Here is a 21498-nt window from a genome sequence, read left to right on the forward strand (position 1 = left end):
CCATGTCACGTGTTGGCAAAAAGCCTGTGGCGGTGCCGTCGGGTGTTACCGCGACCGTCGATGGGCAGACCGTCAAGATGAAGGGCCCCAAGGGCCAGCTTCAGTTCGTCGTTCATGACGACGTCGAGGTGAAGCTCGAGAGCGGCCAGATCAAGGTCAAGCCGCGGCTCGAGACCAACCGCGCGCGCGCGCTCTATGGTACGGCTCGCGCCCAGGTCGCGAATCTGGTCGAAGGCGTCACCAAGGGTTTCGAGAAGAAGCTCGAGATCACCGGCGTTGGTTACCGCGCCGCGATGCAAGGCAAGAACCTGCAGCTCGCGCTCGGCTACAGCCACGACGTGATCTACCCGATCCCGGAAGGGATCACGATCGCGGTGCCGAAGCCCACCGAAATCACGGTGTCGGGCAGCGACATCCAGCGCGTCGGCCAGGTCGCAGCCGAGATCCGCAGCTATCGCCCGCCGGAGCCCTACAAGGGCAAGGGCGTGAAGTATGTTGGCGAATTCATCTTCCGCAAGGAAGGCAAGAAGAAGTAACGGAGCCGGTCATGTCCAAAGCCAAGGTTACGAATGCCCGGCGCAAGCGGAGTGTGCGGCTGAAGCTGCGCCGCTCCGGTGGCGGCCGTCCGCGTCTGTCGGTGTTCCGTTCGTCCAAGCACATCTACGCCCAGGTCATCGACGACCTGAAGGGCGAGACGCTGGCCTCTGCCTCGTCGCTCGAGAAGTCGATGCGCGACGGCGGCAAGACCGGCGCCGACATCGATGCGGCGAAGGCGGTCGGCAAGCTGCTGGCCCAGCGCGCCGCCGAGAAGGGTGTCAAGGAAGTCGTGTTCGATCGCGGCAGCTATCTCTACCACGGGCGCGTCAAGGCTCTTGCCGACGCGGCGCGTGAGAGTGGGCTGAGCTTCTAACAGAATTTGAGGATTGAGGCGTAAGCCTCTGAAGGATTGGAAAAACCATGGCAGCTGAACGCGAACAACGTGGTGGACGCGATCAACGCGGCGGCGGACGTGAACGCAGGGAGCGCGAGGAGCGCGACAGCGAGTTCGTCGACAAGCTCGTCCACATCAACCGCGTGGCCAAGGTCGTCAAGGGCGGCAAGCGCTTCGGTTTCGCAGCGCTGGTCGTGATCGGCGATCAGAAGGGCCGCGCCGGCTTCGGTCACGGCAAGGCGCGCGAAGTGCCGGAGGCGATCCGCAAGGCCACTGAATCCGCCAAGCGCAACCTGACCCGCGTCTCGCTGCGCGAGGGCCGCACGCTGCATCACGACATCGCCGGCCGTCATGGCGCGGGCCGTGTCTACCTGCGTGCAGCTCCGGCCGGTACCGGCATCATCGCCGGTGGCCCGATGCGCGCCGTGTTCGAGACGCTCGGCGTCCAGGACGTGGTGGCGAAGTCGATCGGCTCGTCGAACCCGTACAACATGGTTCGCGCAACCTTCGACGCGCTGAAGCATCAGGATTCGCCGCGTTCGGTCGCAGCCCGCCGCAACATCAAGGTGTCCACCCTCCAGTCCCGCCGTATCGGCGGCGATGCCGAGGCGGCTGCCGACTAACGGAAGCTTTTCGGAGTAGACTCCCATGGCCAAGGCCGCAAAGACGATCAAGCTCGAGCAGACCGGCAGCGCGATCCGCCGCCATCACTCGCAGCGCTCGACGCTGATCGGGCTCAAGCTCAACAAGATCGGCCGCACCAGCGAGCTGCCTGATACCCCGGCAGTCCGCGGCATGATCGAGAAGGTTCACCATCTCGTCCGCATCGTCGACGAGAAGTAAGCAAGGGCGCGTGATCCCGAACAGCGGGCTACCCGTTTTCGGCGAAGATCAGGCGCAAGACACAAGGAGAAGGGCGATGAAGCTCAGCGATATCGCCGACAACGCCGGCTCGCGCAAGAAGCGCATGCGCGTCGGCCGCGGCATCGGTTCGGGCAAGGGCAAGCAGTCCGGCCGCGGCGGCAAGGGCCAGACCGCGCGTTCGGGCGTGCGCATCAAGGGTTTCGAAGGCGGCCAGATGCCGATGCATCGCCGTCTGCCCAAGCGCGGCTTCAACAACATCTTCCGCGTCGAGTTCGCCGAGATCAATCTCGACCGGCTCCAGGAAGCGGTCGATGCCAAGAAGATCGACGCCGGCAGCGTCGTCAACGTCGAGGCCCTGGTGAAGGGCGGCGTGTTGCGCCGCGCCAAGGCCGGCCTGCGGCTGCTCGGCCGCGGCGAGCTCAAGTCCAAGCTCAACATCGAAGTGCACGGTGCCACCAAGACCGCCATCGCCGCGGTCGAGAAGGCCGGCGGTTCGGTCAAGATCCTCGCCCCTGCCAAGGAAGAAGGCGAGGCGGCGTAACAACTGCGTCATTGGCCCGCGGCTCGCGGGCCTTTACGTATGCGGGACGTGGACTTATCGAAGTCGAGCCCCAGATAATGTCCGGCGTCCGCTCGAGCATGATCCGGACCCGGAGGGCCGCGCCAGCGCAAAGTGTGACGCGGTTTTCCGGAAAGATTGCTCAAACGATAGCCTGAAGCGCGATATCGTCGCGCTTCAGTAGCCCGGCCGCGGGCATGACGGCGCAATAGGCGGCGGGAGAAAGTCCAAGATGGCCTCTGCAGCGGAACAACTGGCAGCCAATCTCAATTTCGGTGCGTTTGCCAAGGCTGACGAACTGAAGAAGCGCATCTGGTTCACCCTGGGTGCGCTGCTCGTTTATCGGCTCGGGACCTATATCCCGCTGCCGGGCATCGATCCCAACATTTGGGAGCAGGTGTTCCGCTCCCAGGCGGGCGGCATCCTCGGCATGTTCAACATGTTCGCCGGCGGCGGCATCCACCGCATGGCGATCTTCGCCTTGAACATCATGCCGTACATCTCCGCCTCGATCATCATCCAGCTCCTCACCACCGTCTCGCCGCAGCTCGAGGCGCTGAAGAAGGAAGGCGAGGCCGGCCGCAAGACGCTGAACCAGTACACCCGCTATCTGACCGTCATCCTGGCCGCATTCCAGTCCTACGGCATCGCGGTGGGCCTCGAGGGTGCCGGCAACGTCGTCAGCGATCCCGGCATGTTCTTCCGCCTGTCGACCGCGATCACGCTGACCGGCGGCACCATGTTCCTGATGTGGCTGGGCGAGCAGATCACCTCGCGCGGCATTGGCAACGGCATCTCGCTGATCATTCTCGCCGGCATCGTTGCCGAGCTGCCGGCGGCGCTCGCCAACATGCTCGAGCTCGGCCGTCAGGGCGCGATGTCGACCGGCCTGATCCTGGTCGTCATCGTCATGGCCGTCGCCGTGATCGCCTTCATTGTGTTCATGGAGCGCGCGCAGCGCCGCCTCCTGATTCAGTATCCGAAACGCCAGGTCGGCAACAAGATGTTCGAGGGCCAGTCCTCGCATCTGCCGCTCAAGCTCAACACCTCCGGCGTGATCCCGCCGATCTTCGCATCCTCGCTGCTGCTGCTGCCGACCACGGTCGCGAATTTCAACGCGGGCAGCGGGCCGGAATGGTTCCAGTGGATCACCACCCAGCTCGGCCACGGCCGCCCCCTGTTCCTGATCCTCTATCTCGCGCTGATCGTGTTCTTCGCCTTCTTCTACACCGCGATCGTGTTCAACCCGACCGAGACTGCGGACAATCTGAAGAAGCACGGCGGCTTCATTCCGGGCATCCGCCCGGGTGAGCGCACCGCGGAATACATCGACTACGTGCTCTCGCGCATCACCGTGCTCGGCGCGATCTATCTGGCGATCGTCTGCTTGATCCCGGAGATCCTGATCTCCTACGCCTCGGTGCCGTTCTACTTCGGCGGTACCTCGCTGCTGATCGTCGTCAGCGTCACCATGGACACGGTGGCACAGGTGCAGGGTTATCTGCTGGCCCATCAGTACGAAGGCCTGATCCGCAAGTCGAAGCTGCGCGGCCGCCGCCGCTGAACGCATCTCTCGGGCGGCGCAACCGCGCCGCCGATTCGCGGCGCGAGCAATGTGGTGCGTCCGCGACCACCGTCAGCGGGCCGCTTGGCCGCATCCGCAGATGCCGCTCTCACTGTGCGCAATCCCTGATTTCAAAGCCTTCTTGGCGACCGCCCATTCGCTCCCCTATGATATGGGTAGCGGTGCGGCGCTGATTGTGGTTTGCACCGTTCTTGATCTTCAAACACAGGTGCGCGACGTATCGCTCACCAATCCGGGGGGCGTACGCCGATGAGAATTATACTTCTGGGACCGCCGGGGTCGGGCAAGGGGACCCAGGCGCAGCTCTTGGTGCAGCGCTATGGCATCGTCCAGCTCTCGACCGGCGAGATGCTGCGCGCAGCGGTTGCGGCGGGAACGCCGGTCGGGCTGAAGGCCAAGGAGATCATGGCCAGCGGCGGCCTCGTGCCCGACGAGGTCGTGGTGGGAATCATCTCCGACCGGATCGACCAGCCGGACGCCAAGAACGGTTTCATCCTCGATGGCTTTCCGCGCACCGTGCCGCAGGCCGAGGCGCTGGACGAGCTGCTCAAGGCCAAGCACCTCAAGCTCGACGCCGTGATCGAGCTCCGCGTCAACGAGAGCGCGCTGCTGAGCCGCGTCGAGACACGCGTCGCCCAGATGCGGGAGCGCGGCGAGGAGGTCCGGCTCGATGACACACCGGAAGTCCTGACCAAGCGACTCGCCAGCTACCGCAGCCAGACGGAACCGCTGATTCACTACTATTCCGAGCGACGGAAGCTCTCCACCATCGACGGCATGATGGCGATCGACGAGGTCACCCGCGCCATCCATCGCCAGCTGCTGGCGCTGGGAGCCGTCGAGCCCAAGACCCATGCCAGGAGCGCAGCCAAGGCGGCGCCGGCCAAGAAGGCCAAGGCGGGGGCAGGGAAGAAGGCGGCTGCAAAGCCGGCGGAAATGGCCAAAAAGAGCGCCAAATCGGCCAAAAAGGCCGGCAAGTCGGTGGTGAAGGGCCCTAAGAAGGCGGCCAAGAAAGCTACCGGGAAACCCACCAAGAAAGCCGTCAAGAAGGCAGTCAAAAAGACCACCAAGAAGGCCGTCAAAAAGGGTGCCAAAAAGGCTGCAAAAAAGGTCACGAAAAAGCGAGCCAAGCGCTAGCAGCGGTTGACGAAAGCCCCCGGAATCCCCTAATAAGCCCCGCATCCAAGTCGGATAGTTTCAGACGATGCCGGGCCCCAGGAAGACCGGGGGTGGGCGTCGTGTTCGCGTTTGTGAACACCTGCCCGAGAAAGCAAGCACTTAAAGCCCGGTCCTGACGAGGATCGGCAACAGGAGAGAAGGCCGTGGCCCGTATTGCCGGCGTGAACATTCCCACCAACAAGCGCGTGCTGATCGCGCTTCAGTACATCCATGGCATCGGCCCGAAGATCGCCGGTGACATCATGGAGAAGGTGAAGATTCCCGAGGATCGTCGCGTCAATCAGCTCAGCGACGCCGAAGTGCTCCAGATCCGCGAAGTGATCGACCGCGACTATCTCGTCGAGGGCGACCTGCGTCGCGAGGTGGGCATCAACATCAAGCGTCTGATGGACCTCGGCTGCTATCGCGGCCTGCGTCATCGTCGCGGTCTGCCGGTGCGCGGTCAGCGTACCCACACCAATGCGCGTACGCGCAAGGGTCCGGCGAAGGCCATCGCCGGCAAGAAGAAGTAAGTTTTCGCATCCAATCGCGGCGTGTGGCGAAAGGGGATGACCCGTTCGCCGCGCGCTTTTCGTTCCACAGGTGTAGCCGCTGGCATTACGGCGGCGTTTGAGATCTTCAGGAAAGGGACTCAATGGGCAAGGAAGCCACCCGCGTTCGTCGTCGTGAGCGCAAGAACATCGCCTCCGGCGTCGCGCATGTGAACTCGTCGTTCAACAACACGACCATCACCATCACCGACGCGCAGGGCAACACGATCGCCTGGTCCTCCGCTGGCACGATGGGCTTCAAGGGCTCGCGCAAGTCGACCCCGTACGCCGCGCAGGTTGCCGCCGAGGACGTGTCCAAGAAGGCGCAGGAGCACGGCATGCGCACGCTGGAAGTCGAGGTCGCCGGTCCCGGTTCGGGCCGCGAGTCGGCGCTCCGCGCGCTCCAGGCTGCCGGCTTCACCGTCACCTCGATCCGTGACGTGACCACGATCCCGCACAACGGTTGCCGTCCCCGCAAGCGTCGTCGCGTTTGATTTGACAAGTTGCGGGCGCATCGGCGCCCGCAACGACTTTGCAAGAAGCCGCGGGAATGCTCTGCGGCCTTTCTCCAACGCCAGTATTTGATGCGTCAAATTGACTGGCCTGTATGGGTGAAACAGTGACGATCCAGAAAAATTGGCAAGAACTGATTCGGCCGAACAAGCTCCAGGTCACGCCCGGCAGTGACCCCTCGCGTTTCGCGACCATTGTCGCCGAGCCGCTCGAGCGCGGCTTCGGCCAGACCCTCGGCAACGCGCTGCGCCGCATCCTGCTCTCCTCGCTCCAGGGCGCGGCGGTGCAGTCGGTGCACATCGACGGCGTGCTGCACGAGTTCTCCTCGATCGCGGGCGTCCGTGAGGACGTCACCGACATCGTGCTCAACATCAAGGACATCTCGATCAAGATGCAGGGCGAAGGCCCCAAGCGCATGGTCGTGAAGAAGCAGGGCCCCGGCGTCGTCACCGCCGGCGACATCCAGACCGTCGGCGACGTCGTCGTGCTGAACCCGGACCTGCAGATCTGCACCCTCGACGAGGGCGCCGAGATCCGCATGGAGTTCACGGTCTCGACCGGCAAGGGCTACGTGCCCGCCGAGCGCAACCGCCCCGAGGACGCGCCGATCGGCCTGATCCCGGTCGACAGCCTGTACTCGCCCGTCCGCAAGGTCTCCTACAAGGTCGAGAACACCCGCGAGGGCCAGATCCTCGACTACGACAAGCTGACCATGACGATCGAGACCAACGGCGCGATCTCGCCGGATGACTCGGTGGCCTATGCTGCCCGCATCCTGCAGGACCAGCTCAACGTGTTCGTCAATTTCGAAGAGCCGCGCAAGGAAGTCGCCCAGGAGATCATCCCGGACCTCGCCTTCAACCCGGCCTTCCTCAAGAAGGTGGACGAGCTCGAGCTGTCGGTGCGTTCGGCCAACTGCTTGAAGAACGACAACATCGTCTACATCGGCGATCTCGTGCAGAAGAGCGAGGCGGAAATGCTCCGCACCCCGAACTTCGGCCGCAAGTCGCTGAACGAGATCAAGGAAGTGCTGGCCCAGATGGGTCTGCACCTCGGCATGGAAGTGCCGGGCTGGCCGCCGGAGAACATCGACGAGCTCGCCAAGCGCTTCGAGGATCATTACTGAGCATTTCGTCGTTCCGGGACGGCTCGCAGAGCCGGGCCCGGAACCTCGAGATTCCGGATCGCCGCTTCGCGCCGTCCGGAATGACGACCCAGGGCGAACGCAGGAAGCCCACCTGAAAACCAGTCGCTGAACCACCGCGACACAATCGAAGAAGGACTACACACATGCGTCACGGCAAGGTTCATCGGAAGCTCAACCGCACGGCCGAGCACCGCAAGGCAATGTTCGCCAACATGGCGGCTGCGCTGATCAAGCACGAGCAGATCGTCACCACGCTGCCCAAGGCCAAGGAGCTCCGCCCAATCGTCGAGAAGCTCGTCACCCTCGGCAAGAAGGGCGGCCTGTCGCTGCGCCGCCAGGCGATCTCGGAGCTGCGCGACGTCGACATGGTCAAGAAGCTCTTCGACACGCTTGCGACCCGCTACAAGGACCGCCAGGGTGGCTACACCCGCATCATCAAGGCCGGCTTCCGCTACGGCGACAACGCCGCGATGGCCGTGATCGAGTTCGTCGATCGCGACGTCGATGCCAAGGGCCAGGACTCCGGCCCGGTGCAGGAGAAGGAAGCCGAGGCGGCGTAAGCCGACCGGTAGTCGAGTTTTCAGAAAGCGGCGCCCTCGGGCGCCGTTTTTTTGTGGCACGGCCATTGTCTCTCGACCAACGCCTTTCCCTGGAAAGCGGTCGACTGCGCGCCTGGAGCGATCACCAAATCAAACGTGCGATCACGTAAGGCATCGCCTGAGGCGGGCACAAGCTGGTCTCGCCGCTGGTATATGCTGTCATTGGATCGCATCCCGCGTTGACAGGTGGACGCGCTACGCTTTGCCCATCCTTGCCGCACTGCTGTCATGACGCCGATCCTCACGCGTCGGTGAGGGACGATTGAAGCTGCCTTCGCAGCGCACGATATCTCGGTCAATCTTTATGGAGACGACGCATGAACATCGACCTTTCCGGAAAGACCGCCCTCGTCACCGGCTCGACTGCGGGCATCGGCCATGCCATCGCCAAGGGCCTGGCAGCCTCCGGCGCCAGCGTCGTGATCAACGGCCGCGGCCAGGACAAGGTCGATGCGGCCGTGCGCAAGCTCGAAGGGACGGGCGCCAAGGTCCGCGGCATCGCTGCCGACGTCTCGACCGCTACAGGCTGCAAGGCGCTGGTGGCTGCTCTGCCTGAGGTCGACATCCTCATCAACAATGCCGGCATCTTTGAGCCCAAGGATTTTTTCGAGATTCCGGATGAGGACTGGAGCCGCTTCTTCGAAGTCAACGTGATGAGCGGCGTGCGGCTGTCGCGCGCGTACATGAAGAGCATGCTCAAGCGCAACTGGGGCCGCATCGTCTTCATCTCCTCGGAATCGGGCCTCAACATTCCCGTCGAGATGATTCACTACGGTATGAGCAAGACGGCGCAGCTTGCGATCGCGCGCGGCCTCGCGCAGCTCACCCGCGGCACCGGTGTCACCGTCAATTCAGTGCTGCCGGGCCCGACCATGTCGGAGGGTGTCGAGACGTTCGTGAAGGATCTTGCCAAGCAGAACGGTCAATCCGTGGACGAGGCCGCCGCCAATTTCGTCAAGCAGCATCGGCCGAGCTCGCTGCTGCAACGCTTCGCCAGCGTCGAGGAGATCGCCAACATGGTGGTCTATGTTGCCTCGAAAGAGGCGTCGGCCACCAACGGCGCCGCGCTGCGCGCGGAAGGCGGCATCGTCAATACGATCGCATGAGGCCGTCGCGTGCCGGCCTATGTGATCTCGGAAGTCGAGGCGCGCGACAGGGTCGCGATGGAGTCCTATCGTGCACTGGCCGCGCAGAGCATCGCGCGATATGGCGGTCGCTATCTTGTGCGCGGTGGTGCCGCCGAGGTGGTGGAGGGCGGCCCGCCGCCCAAGACCATCATTATCGTGGAGTTTCCCTCGATGGCCCGCGCGCGTGAATGGTACGCTTCTCCGGAATATGCGGAGGCGCTGAAGCTGCGCCAGGCAGCGTTGGAGCGGCGGCTGATGTTCGTCGAGGGCGTGGTTCCGGCCTAGCTGATCTGCCCACTTGCGGCTTCATTTCGGCGCCCAACGCGCTTAAAGGGGCCTGCATGATCTGGCCCCTGTCGACCCGCCATAAACGCCTGTTCAGACTGACGTCCGCACGATGGCAGCGGCAGGCCATCTTTCTGCTCGGCGGTATCGGCGTTGGCGCGGCGGCGGTGGTGCTGGCGCAACTCGCCGATCTGGCACAGCATGCTTTTGCGCTGCTGCTGGCGAAGTCGCGCTACGCCGTGCTGGCGGTGACCCCGCTCGGCTTCATGCTGTCGGCCTATCTGACGATCCGGCTGTTTCCCAATGCGCAGGGCAGCGGCATTCCGCAGGCGATCGCCGCACGCCATCTGACCGATCAGGGGGCGCGCGAGAGCCTGGTCTCGATCCGGATCGCGGTCGGAAAGGTGATCCTCACTCTGTTCGGTCTGTTGTGCGGCGGCTCCGTGGGCCGGGAAGGACCCACGGTGCAGGTCGGCGCGTCCATCATGTTCGCGCTCGGTCGTGTCTCGCCGCGCCGCCAGCCGGGGCTGATCCTGGCCGGCGCCGCCGCAGGCGTTGCCGCGGCGTTCAACACGCCGCTGGCGGGGATCGTCTTCGGCATCGAGGAGATGAGCCGCGCTTTTGAGACCCGCACCTCCAGCCTCATCATTGCGGCGGTGATCGCGGCCGGCCTGACCTCGCTGGCGCTGGCGGGCAATTACGCATATTTCGGCAGCAGCGCGATGTCGCTGGCGCGTGGCATGGACTGGCTGGCCGTCCCGCTCTGTGGCGTTGTGGGCGGCCTCGCCGGAGGCCTGTTCAGCCGCACCGTCATCGCGACGGCGCGCGGGTTCAAGACTCCGTTCGGACGCGCGATCAAAGGCCATCCGCTCTGGTTCGCATTTACGTGCGGCATCGCTGTCGCGATCTGCGGCCTGGTCTCAGGCGATACGATCTACGGCACCGGCTATGAGCAGGTGAAGACGGCATTGGAGCACGGCTCGGCCTTGCCGCAGGATTTCGGCGTGCTCAAGCTTCTCGCGACGACCTTTGCCGCGATCAGCGGCATACCGGGCGGAATTTTCTCGCCTTCGCTGGCCGTCGGCGCCGGCATCGGCAGCAACATCGCCTCGTTCTTCCACGACGCGCCGCTCGGCGCGATCATGCTGCTCGGCATGGTCTCGTACTTCGCTGGCGTGGTGCAGGCGCCGATCACGGCGTTCGTGATCGTGACCGAGATGACGGACAATCATGGCATGGTGGTGCCGCTGATGGCGGCCGCGCTGATCGCGCATGTGACCTCGCGAATGATCTGCGAGGAGGGCATCTACCACGCACTGGCAAAGGGCTTTGTCGAACGGGCGACGCCTCCGCTCGAAGCGAAGGCGCCACACGCTTCGAAATGAGGCCTACCACCCCTCGAGCACGATCTTGCCGCGCGACTTGCCGCTCTCGAGCAGCGCATGGGCGCGTTTGAGGTTGGCGGCGTTGATCGTGCCGAAGGTCTGGTCCAGCGTGGTGCGCAACACGCCCTTGTCGATGAGGTCGGCGACGTCGTTGAGCAGATGATGCTGCGCGATCATGTCCGGTGTCTGGAACGAGGAGCGCGTGAACATCGATTCCCAATGCACCGAGATCGCCTTGCCCTTGAATGCGGCAATCGTGAATTCCGGGGGATCGTCGATCAGGCCAAACTTGCCCTGCGGTGCCATGAATTCCGCGATCGCCTTGTAGTGCTGGTCGGTGAAGGTGAGGCTGGCGACCAACGCGACCGGCGGCAGCTTCAATATCTCGATCTGCTCCTTCATCGGCTTGCCATGGTCGACGACGGCATGCGCGCCGAGATCGAGGCACCATTTCTGCGATTCCGGCCGCGTCGCGGTGGCAAGCACCGTGAGGCCGGTGAGGCGGCGGGCGAGCTGGATCAGGATCGACCCGACGCCGCCGGCACCGCCCGTGATCAACAGCGTGCGCGGATCGACGCTTTTGCCCGGTACCGCGCCGAGCCGGTCGAACAGCAGCTCCCAGGCGGTGATGGAGGTGAGGGGGAGGGCGGCCGCCTGCGCGAATGACAGGCTCTTCGGCTTGCTGCCGACGATGCGCTCGTCGACCAGATGGAACTCGGCATTGGTGCCTTGGCGCAGGATCGAGCCGGCGTAAAACACCTCGTCACCCGGCTTGAACAGCGTGACCTCGGGCCCGACGGCATCGACCACGCCGGCCGCGTCATAGCCCAGGATCTTGGTCTCGCCCTCGGGCGGGGCGGCCCGCTTGCGCACCTTGTAATCGACCGGATTGGCCGAGATAGCCTTCACGGCGACGCGGATGTCGCGTCCTTTGGGCTCGGGCTTTGCGGTCTCGAAATCGAACAATGAATCCGCATCCTCGATCGGAAGCGATTTCTTGTAGCCGACGGCTTTCATGGCGTGTCTCCATCAGATGGCGCGCAGCTTGGCATGGGCGCCTGACCTGCTAACTGTCTTCCTGGCTCCGATTTGGCAAGTACTGTAAATTCGGGGATATAGTCCCTGTTTGGATACTATTGGGAAAACTCCGCATGAAACGGCGCAATTTTGCCCGTCGTCCCGGCTGCTCGGTCGAGGCGACGCTGGATCTGATCGACGGCAAGTGGAAGGGGGTGATCCTCTACCACCTGCAGAGCGGCACCCAACGCTTCGGCGAGTTGCGCCGCCGGATGCCAGGGATCACGCAGCGCATGCTGACAAAACAGCTTCGCGCCCTGGAGGAGGACCAGCTCGTCATCCGAAAGGTCTATGCCGAGGTGCCGCCGCGGGTGGAATACTGCCTCTCCGAACTCGGTGACAGCCTCAAGCCCGTGATCGATATTTTGAAAGCCTGGGGCGAAAGCCATCAGCAGCGGCTCTCCTGCGCGCCGCCGCCGGTGGTCGTGAAGAAGCCGAAGCGCGCGGCGTAAGTATCCGGGAGCGGCACCTGCCGCTCCCGGACGAGATCGTGTCAGAACGCAAACTGCGTACGCAACGCGACCGCGTCGAACTTCGAGCCGGTGTCCGCCGCCGACACCGCCGAGGCCTGCTTCGACACCGTGCCGTGCAGATAGTCGAGCATGAAGCGGACGTTGCCGTTGACGTACCAGTTGAGCGCCAGCGTGTAGACGGTCTGCCGCCCGCCGGCGATTCCGGCAGCGGTCGCCAGCTGATCGTTCAGATCCACGGTCGAGTAGCGACCGGCGATCTCCCATGCACCCCAGCCGCCGCCGTTGATCGAGAACGGATTGTTCGGCTTGACGCCACCATAGGCCGCGTTGCCCGGATTGTACTTGCGTGACTCACCGGTCAGGACATAGGCCGCTTGAGCGTAGCCGCCCTGGAATTTCAGGCTCGACGTACCGATGGGCGCCACGGCGGTGTTCGCGCCGCGATCGATGTTGAACCAATAGTATTCGCCCTGGACCCAGAGCGATCCGTAGGTGCCCGCGGCTTCCACGCCATAGATCTGCGCGCCCGATACATTTGCAATCGCTCCGGTTGAGATGAGCGTCGTGGGATCGATGCGCAGCTCCGGACGATCGCTGAGCGTAAGCGTTTGCGTGTTCGCCACCAGATTGCGCGGCGGCTGGATCAGCCACTCGGCGTCGGCGCCGAGATGCACCGAGTAGTCGTTGCCGCTTACGACCTGGCCCGCAACGCGGGCCGTCGCGCCGTATTGCTCGCTGGTGCCGGGAGGTGAAACGCTCGATGCAGAGTGAATGGCACCCGTGGTCGGGCCGGTCACGTAGGCGCCGGCGTAGAACACGTCGTTGTACCAACGGGCACCGGCGGCAGAACGGAAATCGCCGGCAGCGATATTTTGCGCGATGATGCCGACCGAGGCACGCTCCATGAAGGCGATGTCGTTGGAGCTCGTGGATTCATCCAAGGTCCAGGCAATATCCATGATGCCGGCTTCGATCGCCATCTTGCCGCCGAACGGCTTCAGCCCCGTGTAGCTGATATACGCGTTCTCGATGCCGGACGTGCCTCCGCCGGGCAGGAAGCCGACAGGGGTCGCGCCCGCGGCGGCGGTGCCGCCAAAGCCGTCGGACGTGCCGCCGAAATCGTAGATCAGGGCAAAATTCCAGTCTTCGAGGAATTTGCCGACGACACCGATGCGCGCGCGACGGACGTTTTCGCCGCTGTCGAGCTTTTGCGGCACAGTTGTCGCCGTGTTGGGGCGGAAGTCGTAGCCGCCGACGTCCCAATGTAGGCGGCTGGTGATCGCGACGCAGTTCGCCCCGTCGGCGGTGCAGATGGTCGGTCGGTTGTTCGGCATGGTCACGACGACGCCGGAGGCGGGCGCCGGTCCCTTGACGGGGATCGCCGCATTCGCATTGGCCACGATCGCTTTCGCCTCTGAGCGCGCTTCGGCTTTGGCTTCAGCCTTTGCCTCGGCCTTGGCTTTCGCCGCAGCCGCCGTGTTCGCGGCGGTCTGGCTCTGCAGCTTGTCGAGCTTCTGCTCCAGCATCTTCAGCTGCTGCTTGAGCAGCGCGATCTCCTGCTCGCTGCTGTTGGCTGATTGGGCCCGGGCCTGCGCGGCCGCCAGCGCGCCGGCGAGGCCAATCGCCGCGGCTGCAATCCTTGTCTTGCTCACGTCATCACTCCCTCGTTGGACGAACTTCCCCAAGTCGCAAGCGGAGAGCCTAGGAATGGTCGATGACTGCCCCGCGACGGCGCGTGTCGATTGTGCGGTTCCCACTGATGCAATTTCGCCGCCACCGAATCCGCCGTGGGAAAGAATGCAAGATGACGCGCGTCATGCCAATGCAGGAGGCCGAGCCAATCGCCGTCTTGCACGTTCCGCTTGCATGCCGGAGCCGCCGGATGGAGACCGAAATTGCGGCCCGGCGCCCTTCTATTGGGGGGCGAACGCGCCTATATTCCGGCGTCTTTTCCAAGAGGTAGGAATGTTTCGATCGATCTCGGCCGCCGTCGTCACGGCTTTGTGCATAGCCTTTTCTGCCCAGTTCAATCCCGCTGCGGCGCAGGACCGTCGCGTCCCGTCCTCGCCGGCCGAGCTGCGGTTGTCCTATGCACCGATCGTGCAGCGGGTGCAGCCGGCAGTGGTCAACGTCTATGCCGCCAAGGTGGTGCAGAACCGCAACCCCCTGCTGGACGACCCGATCTTCCGCCGCTTCTTCGGCGTGCCGGGCCAGCAGCCGGAGCAGGTGCAGCGCTCACTCGGTTCCGGCGTGATCGTCGATACGTCCGGCCTCGTCGTCACCAACGTCCACGTCATTGAAGGCGCCGATCAGGTGAAAGTGTCGCTGTCGGACAAGCGCGAGTTTGAGGCGGAGATCGTGCTGAAGGATTCCCGCACCGATCTTGCGGTCCTGCGTCTGAAGGATTCGAAAGAGAAGTTTCCGGCGCTCGAATTCACGAATTCCGACGAGCTGCTGGTCGGCGACGTCGTGCTGGCGATCGGCAATCCCTTCGGCGTCGGCCAGACCGTGACCCACGGCATCATCTCGGCGCTGGCGCGCACGCAGGTGGGCATCACCGATTATCAGTTTTTCATCCAGACCGATGCCGCGATCAATCCCGGCAACTCGGGCGGCGCGCTGGTCGACATGAACGGCCGGCTTGCCGGCATCAACACCGCGATCTACTCGCGCTCCGGCGGCTCGCAGGGAATCGGCTTTGCCATCCCCGCCAACATGGTGCGCGTCGTCGTCGCCTCCGCCAAGAGCGGCGGCAAGGCGGTCAAGCGGCCATGGCTCGGCGCAAAGCTGCAGGCGGTGACGCCCGAGATCGCCGAGAGCCTTGGCCTGCGTTCGCCGACCGGTGCGCTGGTCGCCAGCGTGGTGTCGAATAGCCCCGCGGCGAAGGCCGGCCTGAAATCCTCCGATCTCATCACCGGCATCGACGGCCAGACCGTGGATGATCCCAACGCGTTCGACTATCGCTTCGCCACCCGTCCGCTTGGCGGGACCGCGCAGATCGACGTGCAGCGCGGCGGCAGGCCGCTCAAGCTGACGGTGCCACTGGAGACCGCACCGGATACGGGGCGCAACGAGCTCGTCGTCACGGCGCGCTCGCCATTCCAGGGCGCGAAGGTCTCGACCATCACGCCGGCGGTTGCCGACGAGCTGCATCTTGACGCCGATACCGAAGGCGTCGTGATCACCGATCTCGGCAGCGACAGTGCGGCCGCGAGCGTCGGCTTCCAGAAGGGCGACATCATTCTCGCGGTCAACAACCAGAAGATCAGCAAGACCGGCGACCTCGAAAGGGCGGCCGGAGAGCGCCCGCGGATCTGGCGCATCACGCTGATACGCGGCGGTCAGCAAATCAACGTCACGCTGGGCGGATGAGTCCGAAGCGACCACAACAGACGCCAACTCTCTTCGCCGCGGCGGGGCTCGACCACGAGGCTCCGCATCCGCTGCCGGATCGGCTGCGCCCGCGCGCGCTGTCGGAGGTGGTCGGCCAGGATCACATCCTCGGTCCCGACGGTGCGCTGACGCGCATGCTGGAGACGCGCACGCTGGGATCCCTGGTGTTCTGGGGCCCGCCCGGCACCGGTAAGACCACGGTGGCGCGGCTCCTGGCGGATGCGACAGATCTGCATTTCGAGCAGATCTCCGCGGTGTTCTCCGGCGTTGCCGACCTGAAGAAAGCGTTTGATGCCGCGCGCGCGCGGCGTGAGATGGGCAAGGGCACGCTGCTGTTCGTCGACGAGGTGCACAGATTCAACCGCGCCCAGCAGGATTCGTTTCTGCCCGTGATGGAAGACGGCACGGTGGTGCTGGTCGGCGCCACCACCGAAAACCCGTCCTTCGAGCTCAACGCGGCGCTTTTGTCCCGTGCGCGCGTGCTGGTGTTTCGCTCGCTCGATGCCGCCGCGATCGAAAAGCTGTTCGCGCATGCCGAGGCGGTCGAGGGCAGGAAGCTGCCGCTCGATGCGGAGGCGCGCGCGGTGCTGGTGCGCATGGCCGATGGCGATGGCCGTGCGGCGTTGACGCTCGCCGAGGAGGTCTGGCGTTCGGCGCGCGCGGACGAGGTTTTCAACGCCGCGCAGCTGCAGGACATTTTGCAGCGCCGTGCGCCGATCTACGACAAGTCGGCGGATGGCCATTACAACCTGATCTCGGCGCTGCATAAGTCGGTGCGCGGCTCCGATCCCGACGCGGCGCTGTATTATCTCGCGCGCATGCTCGATGCCGGCGAGGACCCATTGTTCCTCGCCCGCCGCGTCGTGCGCATGGCGGTCGAGGACATCGGCCTTGCCGATCCGCAGGCGCTCGTGATCGCCAATGCGGCGAAGGATGCGTTCGATTTCCTCGGCCATCCCGAAGGCGAGCTCGCCATCGCGCAGGCCGTCGTCTATCTCGCCACCGCGCCGAAATCGAACGCGGTCTACACCGCCTTCGGCACCGCCATGCAGGTCGCCAAGCAGGCCGGCTCGCTGCTGCCGCCCAAGCACATCCTCAATTCCCCGACCAAGCTGATGAAGTCGGAAGGCTACGGCGCAGCTTACGAATACGACCACGACGCCCCCGATGCCTTCTCCGGCCAGGACTACTTCCCGGAAGCCCTGGGCCGCCAGACCTTCTACGACCCGCCCGAGCGCGGCTTCGAGCGCGAGATCCGCAAGCGGCTGGATTATTGGGCCAAGCTGCGCAAAGAGCGGGGCGGCTCGCGGTAGAAACGGCCATTTCGCCGTGACGGCAGCCGGCTTTTAGGGTACGCAGGCAACCATGAGCCGCCGTATCAAAAGAATGAACCCAAAGCCGCGTTCGCGTGACGAGCGCGACGACTCGCGGCCGCACCAGGCGCGTAGCGCGAAGAAGGCCGGGCCGCGTCCGGGCGGCAAACCGGGCGGGAAGCCGCGCTTTTCCGGCGAGCGTGCCGAGCGGCGTCCGCCCAAAGCGGTCCAGGAGAGGCCTGCGCCTGAAAAGCCCATCGAGGCGCTGCTGCCGACCAAGGTGCAGACGGTCAAGGTGACGGCCGACGAGAACAACATGCGTGTCGACCGCTTCCTCGAAGCGCGCTTTCCCGGCCTGTCGTTCTCTCACATCCAGCGTGTCGTCCGCAAAGGCGAACTGCGCGTCGATGGCAAGCGCGTCGACAGCAAGGACCGGCTGGAGGAGGGACAGAGCGTCCGGATTCCGCCGCTGAAGCTCGACGCGCCGAAGGCCGCAGGCCCGCTCTCGGAGGCTGCGCAGAAGACGCTCAAGGCGCTGAAGGAGATGACGATCTTTGAGGACGACGACGTCCTCGTTCTGAACAAGCCGGCGGGTCTTGCGGTGCAAGGCGGCTCGGGCATGACGCGCCACATCGACCAGATGTTAGAGGTGATGCGCGATGCCAAGGGCCAGAAGCCGCGCCTCGTGCATCGCATCGATCGCGAGACGTCCGGCTGTCTGTTGATTGCCAAGACGCGCTTTGCGGCTTCGCATCTGACCGGCGCATTCCGCTCGCGGTCGGCGCGCAAGATCTATTGGGCGCTGGTGCCGGGCCTGCCGAAACCCAAGCAGGGGCGTATCTCGACCTTCCTGGCGAAGGAAGAGAGTGAGGACGATACCATCATGCGCATCGCTCAGCATGGCGACGAGGGGGCGAGCCACGCGGTGACCTATTACGCGGTGGTGGAGACCGCCGGCAACAAGCTGACCTGGGTGTCGCTCAAGCCGGTGACGGGCCGTACCCATCAGCTGCGCGCCCACATGGCTCATATCGGCCACCCCATCATCGGCGATCCCAAATATTTCAACATCGAGAACTGGGAGCTGCCGGGCGGCCTGCAGAACCGGCTGCATCTGCTCGCGCGCCGCATCATCATCCCGCATCCGCGCGGCGGCGTGATCGACGCCACCGCGCCGCTGCCGCCGCACATGCAGCAGTCGTGGAATCTGCTCGGGCTGGATGCAAGCCGGTTCGATCCGATCGAGAACGCGCCGGAGGACTAGGGGGCGCGGCGCGCTACCTGCCGCGGCCCCCTCAATTCCGAAACTGCTCCAGAAACATCCGCAAGCTGTCGTGCGGGCTCTCGACATCCGTGATCAGCCAGCCCTCGGGGCCGTTGATCAGGATGAAGTTCAGCGTCACGGCCCTGCCGCGATTGTCGAAGTTCGCGGCGACATAGGTCTTGTCGTATTGCCTGCGGAGCACCGCGATCGCGACTGGGCCGAGCTTCCAGCTCTGGCTTTGCACCAGGAAATCGTAGGGTTCGACCCGCGGCGCGCTCCAGGCCCTGCGCAAGGGAGGATCGAAGAATTGCCGGGCCGTGGCCGCATCCCGCGGCAGCCCCTTCGACAGCTCCGGCGCGCCTTCGCCATAATGGGCATAGACGTTGCGGACCAGCGATTCCGGGCTGCGAAAGCCGGCTTCCGCCGCGGCCGGCCAGAGCCCGGCGAACAGGGCCAAAATGCCCGCAAGTTCCCTCATGCCCGCTGCTCGCTTTATCGGCCACAGGTCTTATCTTAAAAGCCTAGCATTCAGCGACCAGGGCCGAAACGACATGCGCCAATTGTTCGAAGAAGCCGCGGGGCAGACCCCGCCCGATCCGCAAGCTGCGATCCGGCAGGCCGCGCGCACGCCCTTGCGCAAGCGCTTCTACAAGGAGGCCGGCGTCACCGATGCCGAGGACGGTTTTGCCATCACGCTCGACGGCAAGCCGATTCGTACGCCGTCCGGCCGCCAGGTGGTGATCCCGTCGCGCGAACTCGCCGACGCCGTGGCTGCGGAATGGGCAGCCCAGGGTGAGGCGATCGATCCCTCGACCATGCCGCTGACGCGGATCGCCAACAGCGTGGTCGAGGGCGTCCTCGACCGTGTCGAGCTCGTCAGCGACGACCTCGCAAAATACTTCCAGTCCGACTTGCTGTTCTATCGCGCCGGCCATCCCGAGGGGCTTGTCGCCCGCGAGGCGGCGCACTGGGATCCCGTGCTGTTCTGGGCCGCGGAGACGCTGGGAGCGCATTTCATCCTGTCCGAGGGCATCATGCACGTGAAGCAGCCGGACGAGGCGCTTCAGGCGGCCCGCGCCGCGCTGCCCGACGACGCCTGGTCGGTCGCCGCGCTCCACATGGTGACGACCCTGACGGGCTCGGCGCTGCTGGCGCTGGCGCTGGCCCATGGCGCGCGGGACGCCGGCCAGGTCTGGGCCGCCGCCCATGTCGACGAGGACTGGAACGCCGACCAGTGGGGCGTGGACGAGGAAGCGGCCGCTCGCCGGGCTGCGCGCCTGCGGGATTTCGAGGCGGCCGTGACGGTCTTGGCGGCGGTCAAGGCGGCGGCGTCCAAAGGTCCTTAACGAGAGGTTTACGACGCTGGCGTTAGGGTTGCGGCATGCTTCCCTGGGCTTCCTGAGATGCCGACGCCGGTCACGTCCATCGTTCCCGTCAGTGCCGCGAGCCGCGTGGCTGATGCGACGTCGCCCGACCTCGTGCTTCAGGCCGGCAGCGTCGTAGACGCACGAGTCGTCAGCGTGATGGCCGACAATCTGGTGCGGATTGCGATCGCCAATCTGTCGATGGACGTGATGTCGGAAGTGGCGCTGACACAGGGGCAGAATCTGCAGCTTGCGGTGTCGCAGAATGACGGCATCATCCGGCTCGCTGTGCTGAACGGGGCAGGCGAGGCAGCCAGCGATCAGATCACGCTGACGCCGCGGGCGGCCTCGCTGGTGGAGAGCCCGCCACTTGCGCCCGCGGCGAGCGCGGCACGCAATACACTGACGCCGGCGGAGCAGGCCGTTGTCACCACCGCCTCGGCGGAGGCTGTGACAAAGCAGGGCAGTCAGGCGCCGCTGTTCGCCAACCTGGCGTCCGTCGTCACCGGCAGCAATCTGCCCGCGGGATTGAAGCAGGCGGTGCTGGACGTGCTGGCGCAGCAGACGCCGCTCAATTCGGGGCTCGATGGTGCCGACATCGCGTCCGCGTTCCAGAAATCCGGCTTGTTCCTCGAGGCCTCGCTGGCCGCGGGCGCGACGCCGCCCTCCGGCACGTTGCCCGACCTCAAGGCGGCACTGCTGGTGCTGCGCCAGACCCTGGTCGCGCTCGAGTCCGCGGCGCCGCAGGCGCAAGCCGCCGCGCCTCAGGCCAGCACCGCCGCCGCGCCGGCTCAGCCGGCAAATCAGGTCCCCCAAGCCGTCTCGCCGTCGATCGCAGCCGAAACGGCGCAACAGCCGCAAGTGCCGCGCGGCGCCAATCCCGCAGCCGCGGTGCTCGCCGATATGGCGGCCGACGCACCGCAAATGGCGATGCCGCGGATCATGTCCGCGGGTCTCGCCGCGAGCCTCTTGCAGGAGGCCACGCAGAACCTGCCGCGTCTCACCGGCAATGTCCCGGGCTCCAACAAGGCCGTGCCCGAGGGCCATATTTTCGAAGCCGCGGCGCGGGCGACACCGCCGCCATTTCGTGGCGCGCTGCCGTCGGCGCAATCCATCGTATCGCCATCGCTCGCACCGGATGCGCCGCTCTACGCGACCGTGCATCGCCTGCTCGACGATACCGATGCCGCGATCGCGCGGCAGACCCTGCTCCAGGTCGCTTCGCTTCCCGATCGCACCGACGCCAGCGGTCATCGCGTTGATCCCACGGTGCCGCAGTGGAATTTCGAGATTCCCTTTGCAACGCCGCACGGCACCGCGATGGCGCAATTCGAGATCTCCCGCGACGGCAGCCATGAGGCGGAAGATCCCGCCAAGCGCGCCTGGCGCGCGCGCTTCTCGCTCAATGTCGAGCCGGCGGGTCCGGTTCACGCGCTGATCACGCTGAGCGGCGACAAGACCTTCGTGCGGATGTGGGCGGAGCGGCCGGCGACGGTGCAGCAGCTCCGCGCCGGCATCGGAGAGCTGAACCAGGCGCTGACACGGGCCGAGCTCAAGCCCGGCGACATCATGGTCCGCGAGGGCACGCCGCCGCAACCGGCACCGGCGCGCGCCGGCCACTTTCTGGATCGCGCCACATGAGCGATCCCTCCAAGCTCGCCATCGCGCTTCATTACGAAAAGGGCTCGGGCGCGCCGGTCGTCGTCGCCAAGGGCAAGGGCACGATCGGCGAGAAGATCGTCGAGATTGCCAAGGCCCACGACATCCCGATCGAGGAGAACGAAATCCTGGCCGGGGCGCTGTCCAAAGTCGAGCTCGGCGAGGAGATCCCGCCCGACCTCTACAAGGCCGTCGCCGAAGTGCTGGTGTTCGTGTTGCGGCTGTCGGGCCGGGGCCGGTAGACCTAACCT

The 21498-nt window shown here is 65.2% G+C and carries 24 protein-coding genes; 21 read left to right on the top strand and 3 right to left on the bottom strand.

Features of this window, described 5'->3' with window-relative positions:
- Positions 1-2 precede the first annotated feature (2 nt).
- The 14 genes from rplF (at position 3) to P6U31_RS15505 (ending at position 10704) form a co-directional block, all read left to right on the top strand.
- On the top strand, positions 3-536 hold the full coding sequence (gene rplF, locus P6U31_RS15440) for a 50S ribosomal protein L6 (RefSeq protein WP_407189254.1): 534 nt from the start codon (positions 3-5) through the stop codon (positions 534-536).
- Between the two features lie 11 nt (positions 537-547).
- Positions 548-910, top strand: a complete 363-nt coding sequence (gene rplR / locus P6U31_RS15445; protein ID WP_027554160.1) for a 50S ribosomal protein L18 — start codon at positions 548-550, stop codon at positions 908-910.
- A gap of 47 nt (positions 911-957) precedes the next feature.
- Positions 958-1554 carry a 30S ribosomal protein S5 gene (gene rpsE, locus P6U31_RS15450; RefSeq protein ID WP_014494507.1) on the top strand — a complete coding sequence of 199 codons (597 nt, stop codon included), beginning with the start codon at positions 958-960 and terminating at the stop codon, positions 1552-1554.
- A gap of 25 nt (positions 1555-1579) precedes the next feature.
- Positions 1580-1774 (top strand): 50S ribosomal protein L30, encoded by a 195-nt coding sequence (rpmD, locus tag P6U31_RS15455; RefSeq protein ID WP_011088137.1) that lies wholly within the window; start codon positions 1580-1582, stop codon positions 1772-1774.
- 76 nt (positions 1775-1850) lie between these two features.
- Positions 1851-2336, top strand: a complete 486-nt coding sequence (gene rplO / locus P6U31_RS15460) for a 50S ribosomal protein L15 (RefSeq protein WP_018322273.1) — start codon at positions 1851-1853, stop codon at positions 2334-2336.
- Between the two features lie 250 nt (positions 2337-2586).
- Positions 2587-3918, top strand: a complete 1332-nt coding sequence (gene secY / locus P6U31_RS15465; RefSeq protein ID WP_407189255.1) for a preprotein translocase subunit SecY — start codon at positions 2587-2589, stop codon at positions 3916-3918.
- 270 nt (positions 3919-4188) lie between these two features.
- On the top strand, positions 4189-5076 hold the full coding sequence (locus P6U31_RS15470; protein ID WP_407189256.1) for an adenylate kinase: 888 nt from the start codon (positions 4189-4191) through the stop codon (positions 5074-5076).
- A gap of 185 nt (positions 5077-5261) precedes the next feature.
- Complete coding sequence (gene rpsM, locus P6U31_RS15475) at positions 5262-5630, top strand: 30S ribosomal protein S13 (RefSeq protein ID WP_027574068.1); 369 nt, start codon at positions 5262-5264, stop codon at positions 5628-5630.
- 122 nt (positions 5631-5752) lie between these two features.
- Complete coding sequence (rpsK, locus tag P6U31_RS15480; protein ID WP_007603045.1) at positions 5753-6142, top strand: 30S ribosomal protein S11; 390 nt, start codon at positions 5753-5755, stop codon at positions 6140-6142.
- 113 nt (positions 6143-6255) lie between these two features.
- Positions 6256-7287 carry a DNA-directed RNA polymerase subunit alpha gene (locus P6U31_RS15485; protein WP_100176993.1) on the top strand — a complete coding sequence of 344 codons (1032 nt, stop codon included), beginning with the start codon at positions 6256-6258 and terminating at the stop codon, positions 7285-7287.
- A gap of 164 nt (positions 7288-7451) precedes the next feature.
- Positions 7452-7868: a 50S ribosomal protein L17 gene (gene rplQ / locus P6U31_RS15490; RefSeq protein WP_025036979.1), complete on the top strand. Its 417-nt coding sequence runs from the start codon at positions 7452-7454 to the stop codon at positions 7866-7868.
- 356 nt (positions 7869-8224) lie between these two features.
- Positions 8225-9013 (top strand): SDR family NAD(P)-dependent oxidoreductase, encoded by a 789-nt coding sequence (locus P6U31_RS15495; RefSeq protein ID WP_407189257.1) that lies wholly within the window; start codon positions 8225-8227, stop codon positions 9011-9013.
- A 9-nt stretch (positions 9014-9022) separates the two neighbouring features.
- Complete coding sequence (locus P6U31_RS15500; RefSeq protein ID WP_407189258.1) at positions 9023-9319, top strand: DUF1330 domain-containing protein; 297 nt, start codon at positions 9023-9025, stop codon at positions 9317-9319.
- 56 nt (positions 9320-9375) lie between these two features.
- Complete coding sequence (locus P6U31_RS15505; RefSeq protein WP_407189259.1) at positions 9376-10704, top strand: chloride channel protein; 1329 nt, start codon at positions 9376-9378, stop codon at positions 10702-10704.
- Positions 10705-10707: 3 nt separating this feature from the next.
- On the opposite strand, the gene P6U31_RS15510 is transcribed toward P6U31_RS15505, so the two are convergent.
- Positions 10708-11721, bottom strand: coding sequence for a zinc-binding alcohol dehydrogenase family protein (locus P6U31_RS15510; RefSeq protein WP_407189260.1), 1014 nt, complete (start codon positions 11719-11721; stop codon positions 10708-10710).
- Between the two features lie 134 nt (positions 11722-11855).
- Between P6U31_RS15510 and P6U31_RS15515 the strand changes: the two genes are divergently transcribed.
- Complete coding sequence (locus tag P6U31_RS15515; protein WP_407189261.1) at positions 11856-12233, top strand: winged helix-turn-helix transcriptional regulator; 378 nt, start codon at positions 11856-11858, stop codon at positions 12231-12233.
- A gap of 41 nt (positions 12234-12274) precedes the next feature.
- Here P6U31_RS15515 and P6U31_RS15520 read toward each other — a convergent pair whose 3' ends face one another.
- A complete protein-coding gene (locus P6U31_RS15520) occupies positions 12275-13906 on the bottom strand; it encodes an OprO/OprP family phosphate-selective porin (RefSeq protein WP_407189262.1) in 1632 nt (543 codons plus the stop codon).
- 313 nt (positions 13907-14219) lie between these two features.
- On the opposite strand from P6U31_RS15520, the gene P6U31_RS15525 reads away from it, so the two are divergent.
- The 3 genes from P6U31_RS15525 to P6U31_RS15535 are packed head-to-tail and all read left to right on the top strand — an operon-like array spanning position 14220 to position 18224.
- Positions 14220-15626: a DegQ family serine endoprotease gene (locus tag P6U31_RS15525; protein ID WP_407189263.1), complete on the top strand. Its 1407-nt coding sequence runs from the start codon at positions 14220-14222 to the stop codon at positions 15624-15626.
- Complete coding sequence (locus P6U31_RS15530; RefSeq protein WP_407189264.1) at positions 15623-16960, top strand: replication-associated recombination protein A; 1338 nt, start codon at positions 15623-15625, stop codon at positions 16958-16960. Before P6U31_RS15525 ends, P6U31_RS15530 begins: the two co-directional genes overlap by 4 nt.
- 52 nt (positions 16961-17012) lie before the next feature.
- Positions 17013-18224, top strand: a complete 1212-nt coding sequence (locus P6U31_RS15535; RefSeq protein ID WP_407189265.1) for an RluA family pseudouridine synthase — start codon at positions 17013-17015, stop codon at positions 18222-18224.
- A gap of 31 nt (positions 18225-18255) precedes the next feature.
- On the opposite strand, the gene P6U31_RS15540 is transcribed toward P6U31_RS15535, so the two are convergent.
- Positions 18256-18702 carry a hypothetical protein gene (locus tag P6U31_RS15540; RefSeq protein WP_407189266.1) on the bottom strand — a complete coding sequence of 149 codons (447 nt, stop codon included), beginning with the start codon at positions 18700-18702 and terminating at the stop codon, positions 18256-18258.
- 73 nt (positions 18703-18775) lie between these two features.
- Here P6U31_RS15540 and P6U31_RS15545 point away from each other — a divergent pair, with 73 nt between their 5' ends.
- From P6U31_RS15545 to P6U31_RS15555, 3 genes are read left to right on the top strand one after another with little or no spacing between them, the layout of a single operon-like run.
- Positions 18776-19570 (top strand): ATP12 family chaperone protein, encoded by a 795-nt coding sequence (locus P6U31_RS15545; RefSeq protein ID WP_407189267.1) that lies wholly within the window; start codon positions 18776-18778, stop codon positions 19568-19570.
- Between the two features lie 57 nt (positions 19571-19627).
- Complete coding sequence (locus tag P6U31_RS15550) at positions 19628-21229, top strand: flagellar hook-length control protein FliK (RefSeq protein WP_407189268.1); 1602 nt, start codon at positions 19628-19630, stop codon at positions 21227-21229.
- A complete protein-coding gene (locus P6U31_RS15555) occupies positions 21226-21489 on the top strand; it encodes an EscU/YscU/HrcU family type III secretion system export apparatus switch protein (protein ID WP_407189269.1) in 264 nt (87 codons plus the stop codon). Before P6U31_RS15550 ends, P6U31_RS15555 begins: the two co-directional genes overlap by 4 nt.
- Positions 21490-21498: the final 9 nt, after the last annotated feature.

Origin of the sequence: Bradyrhizobium centrosematis, from assembly GCF_045571495.1 — a bacterium.
Classification (GTDB): domain Bacteria; phylum Pseudomonadota; class Alphaproteobacteria; order Rhizobiales; family Xanthobacteraceae; genus Bradyrhizobium; species Bradyrhizobium centrosematis.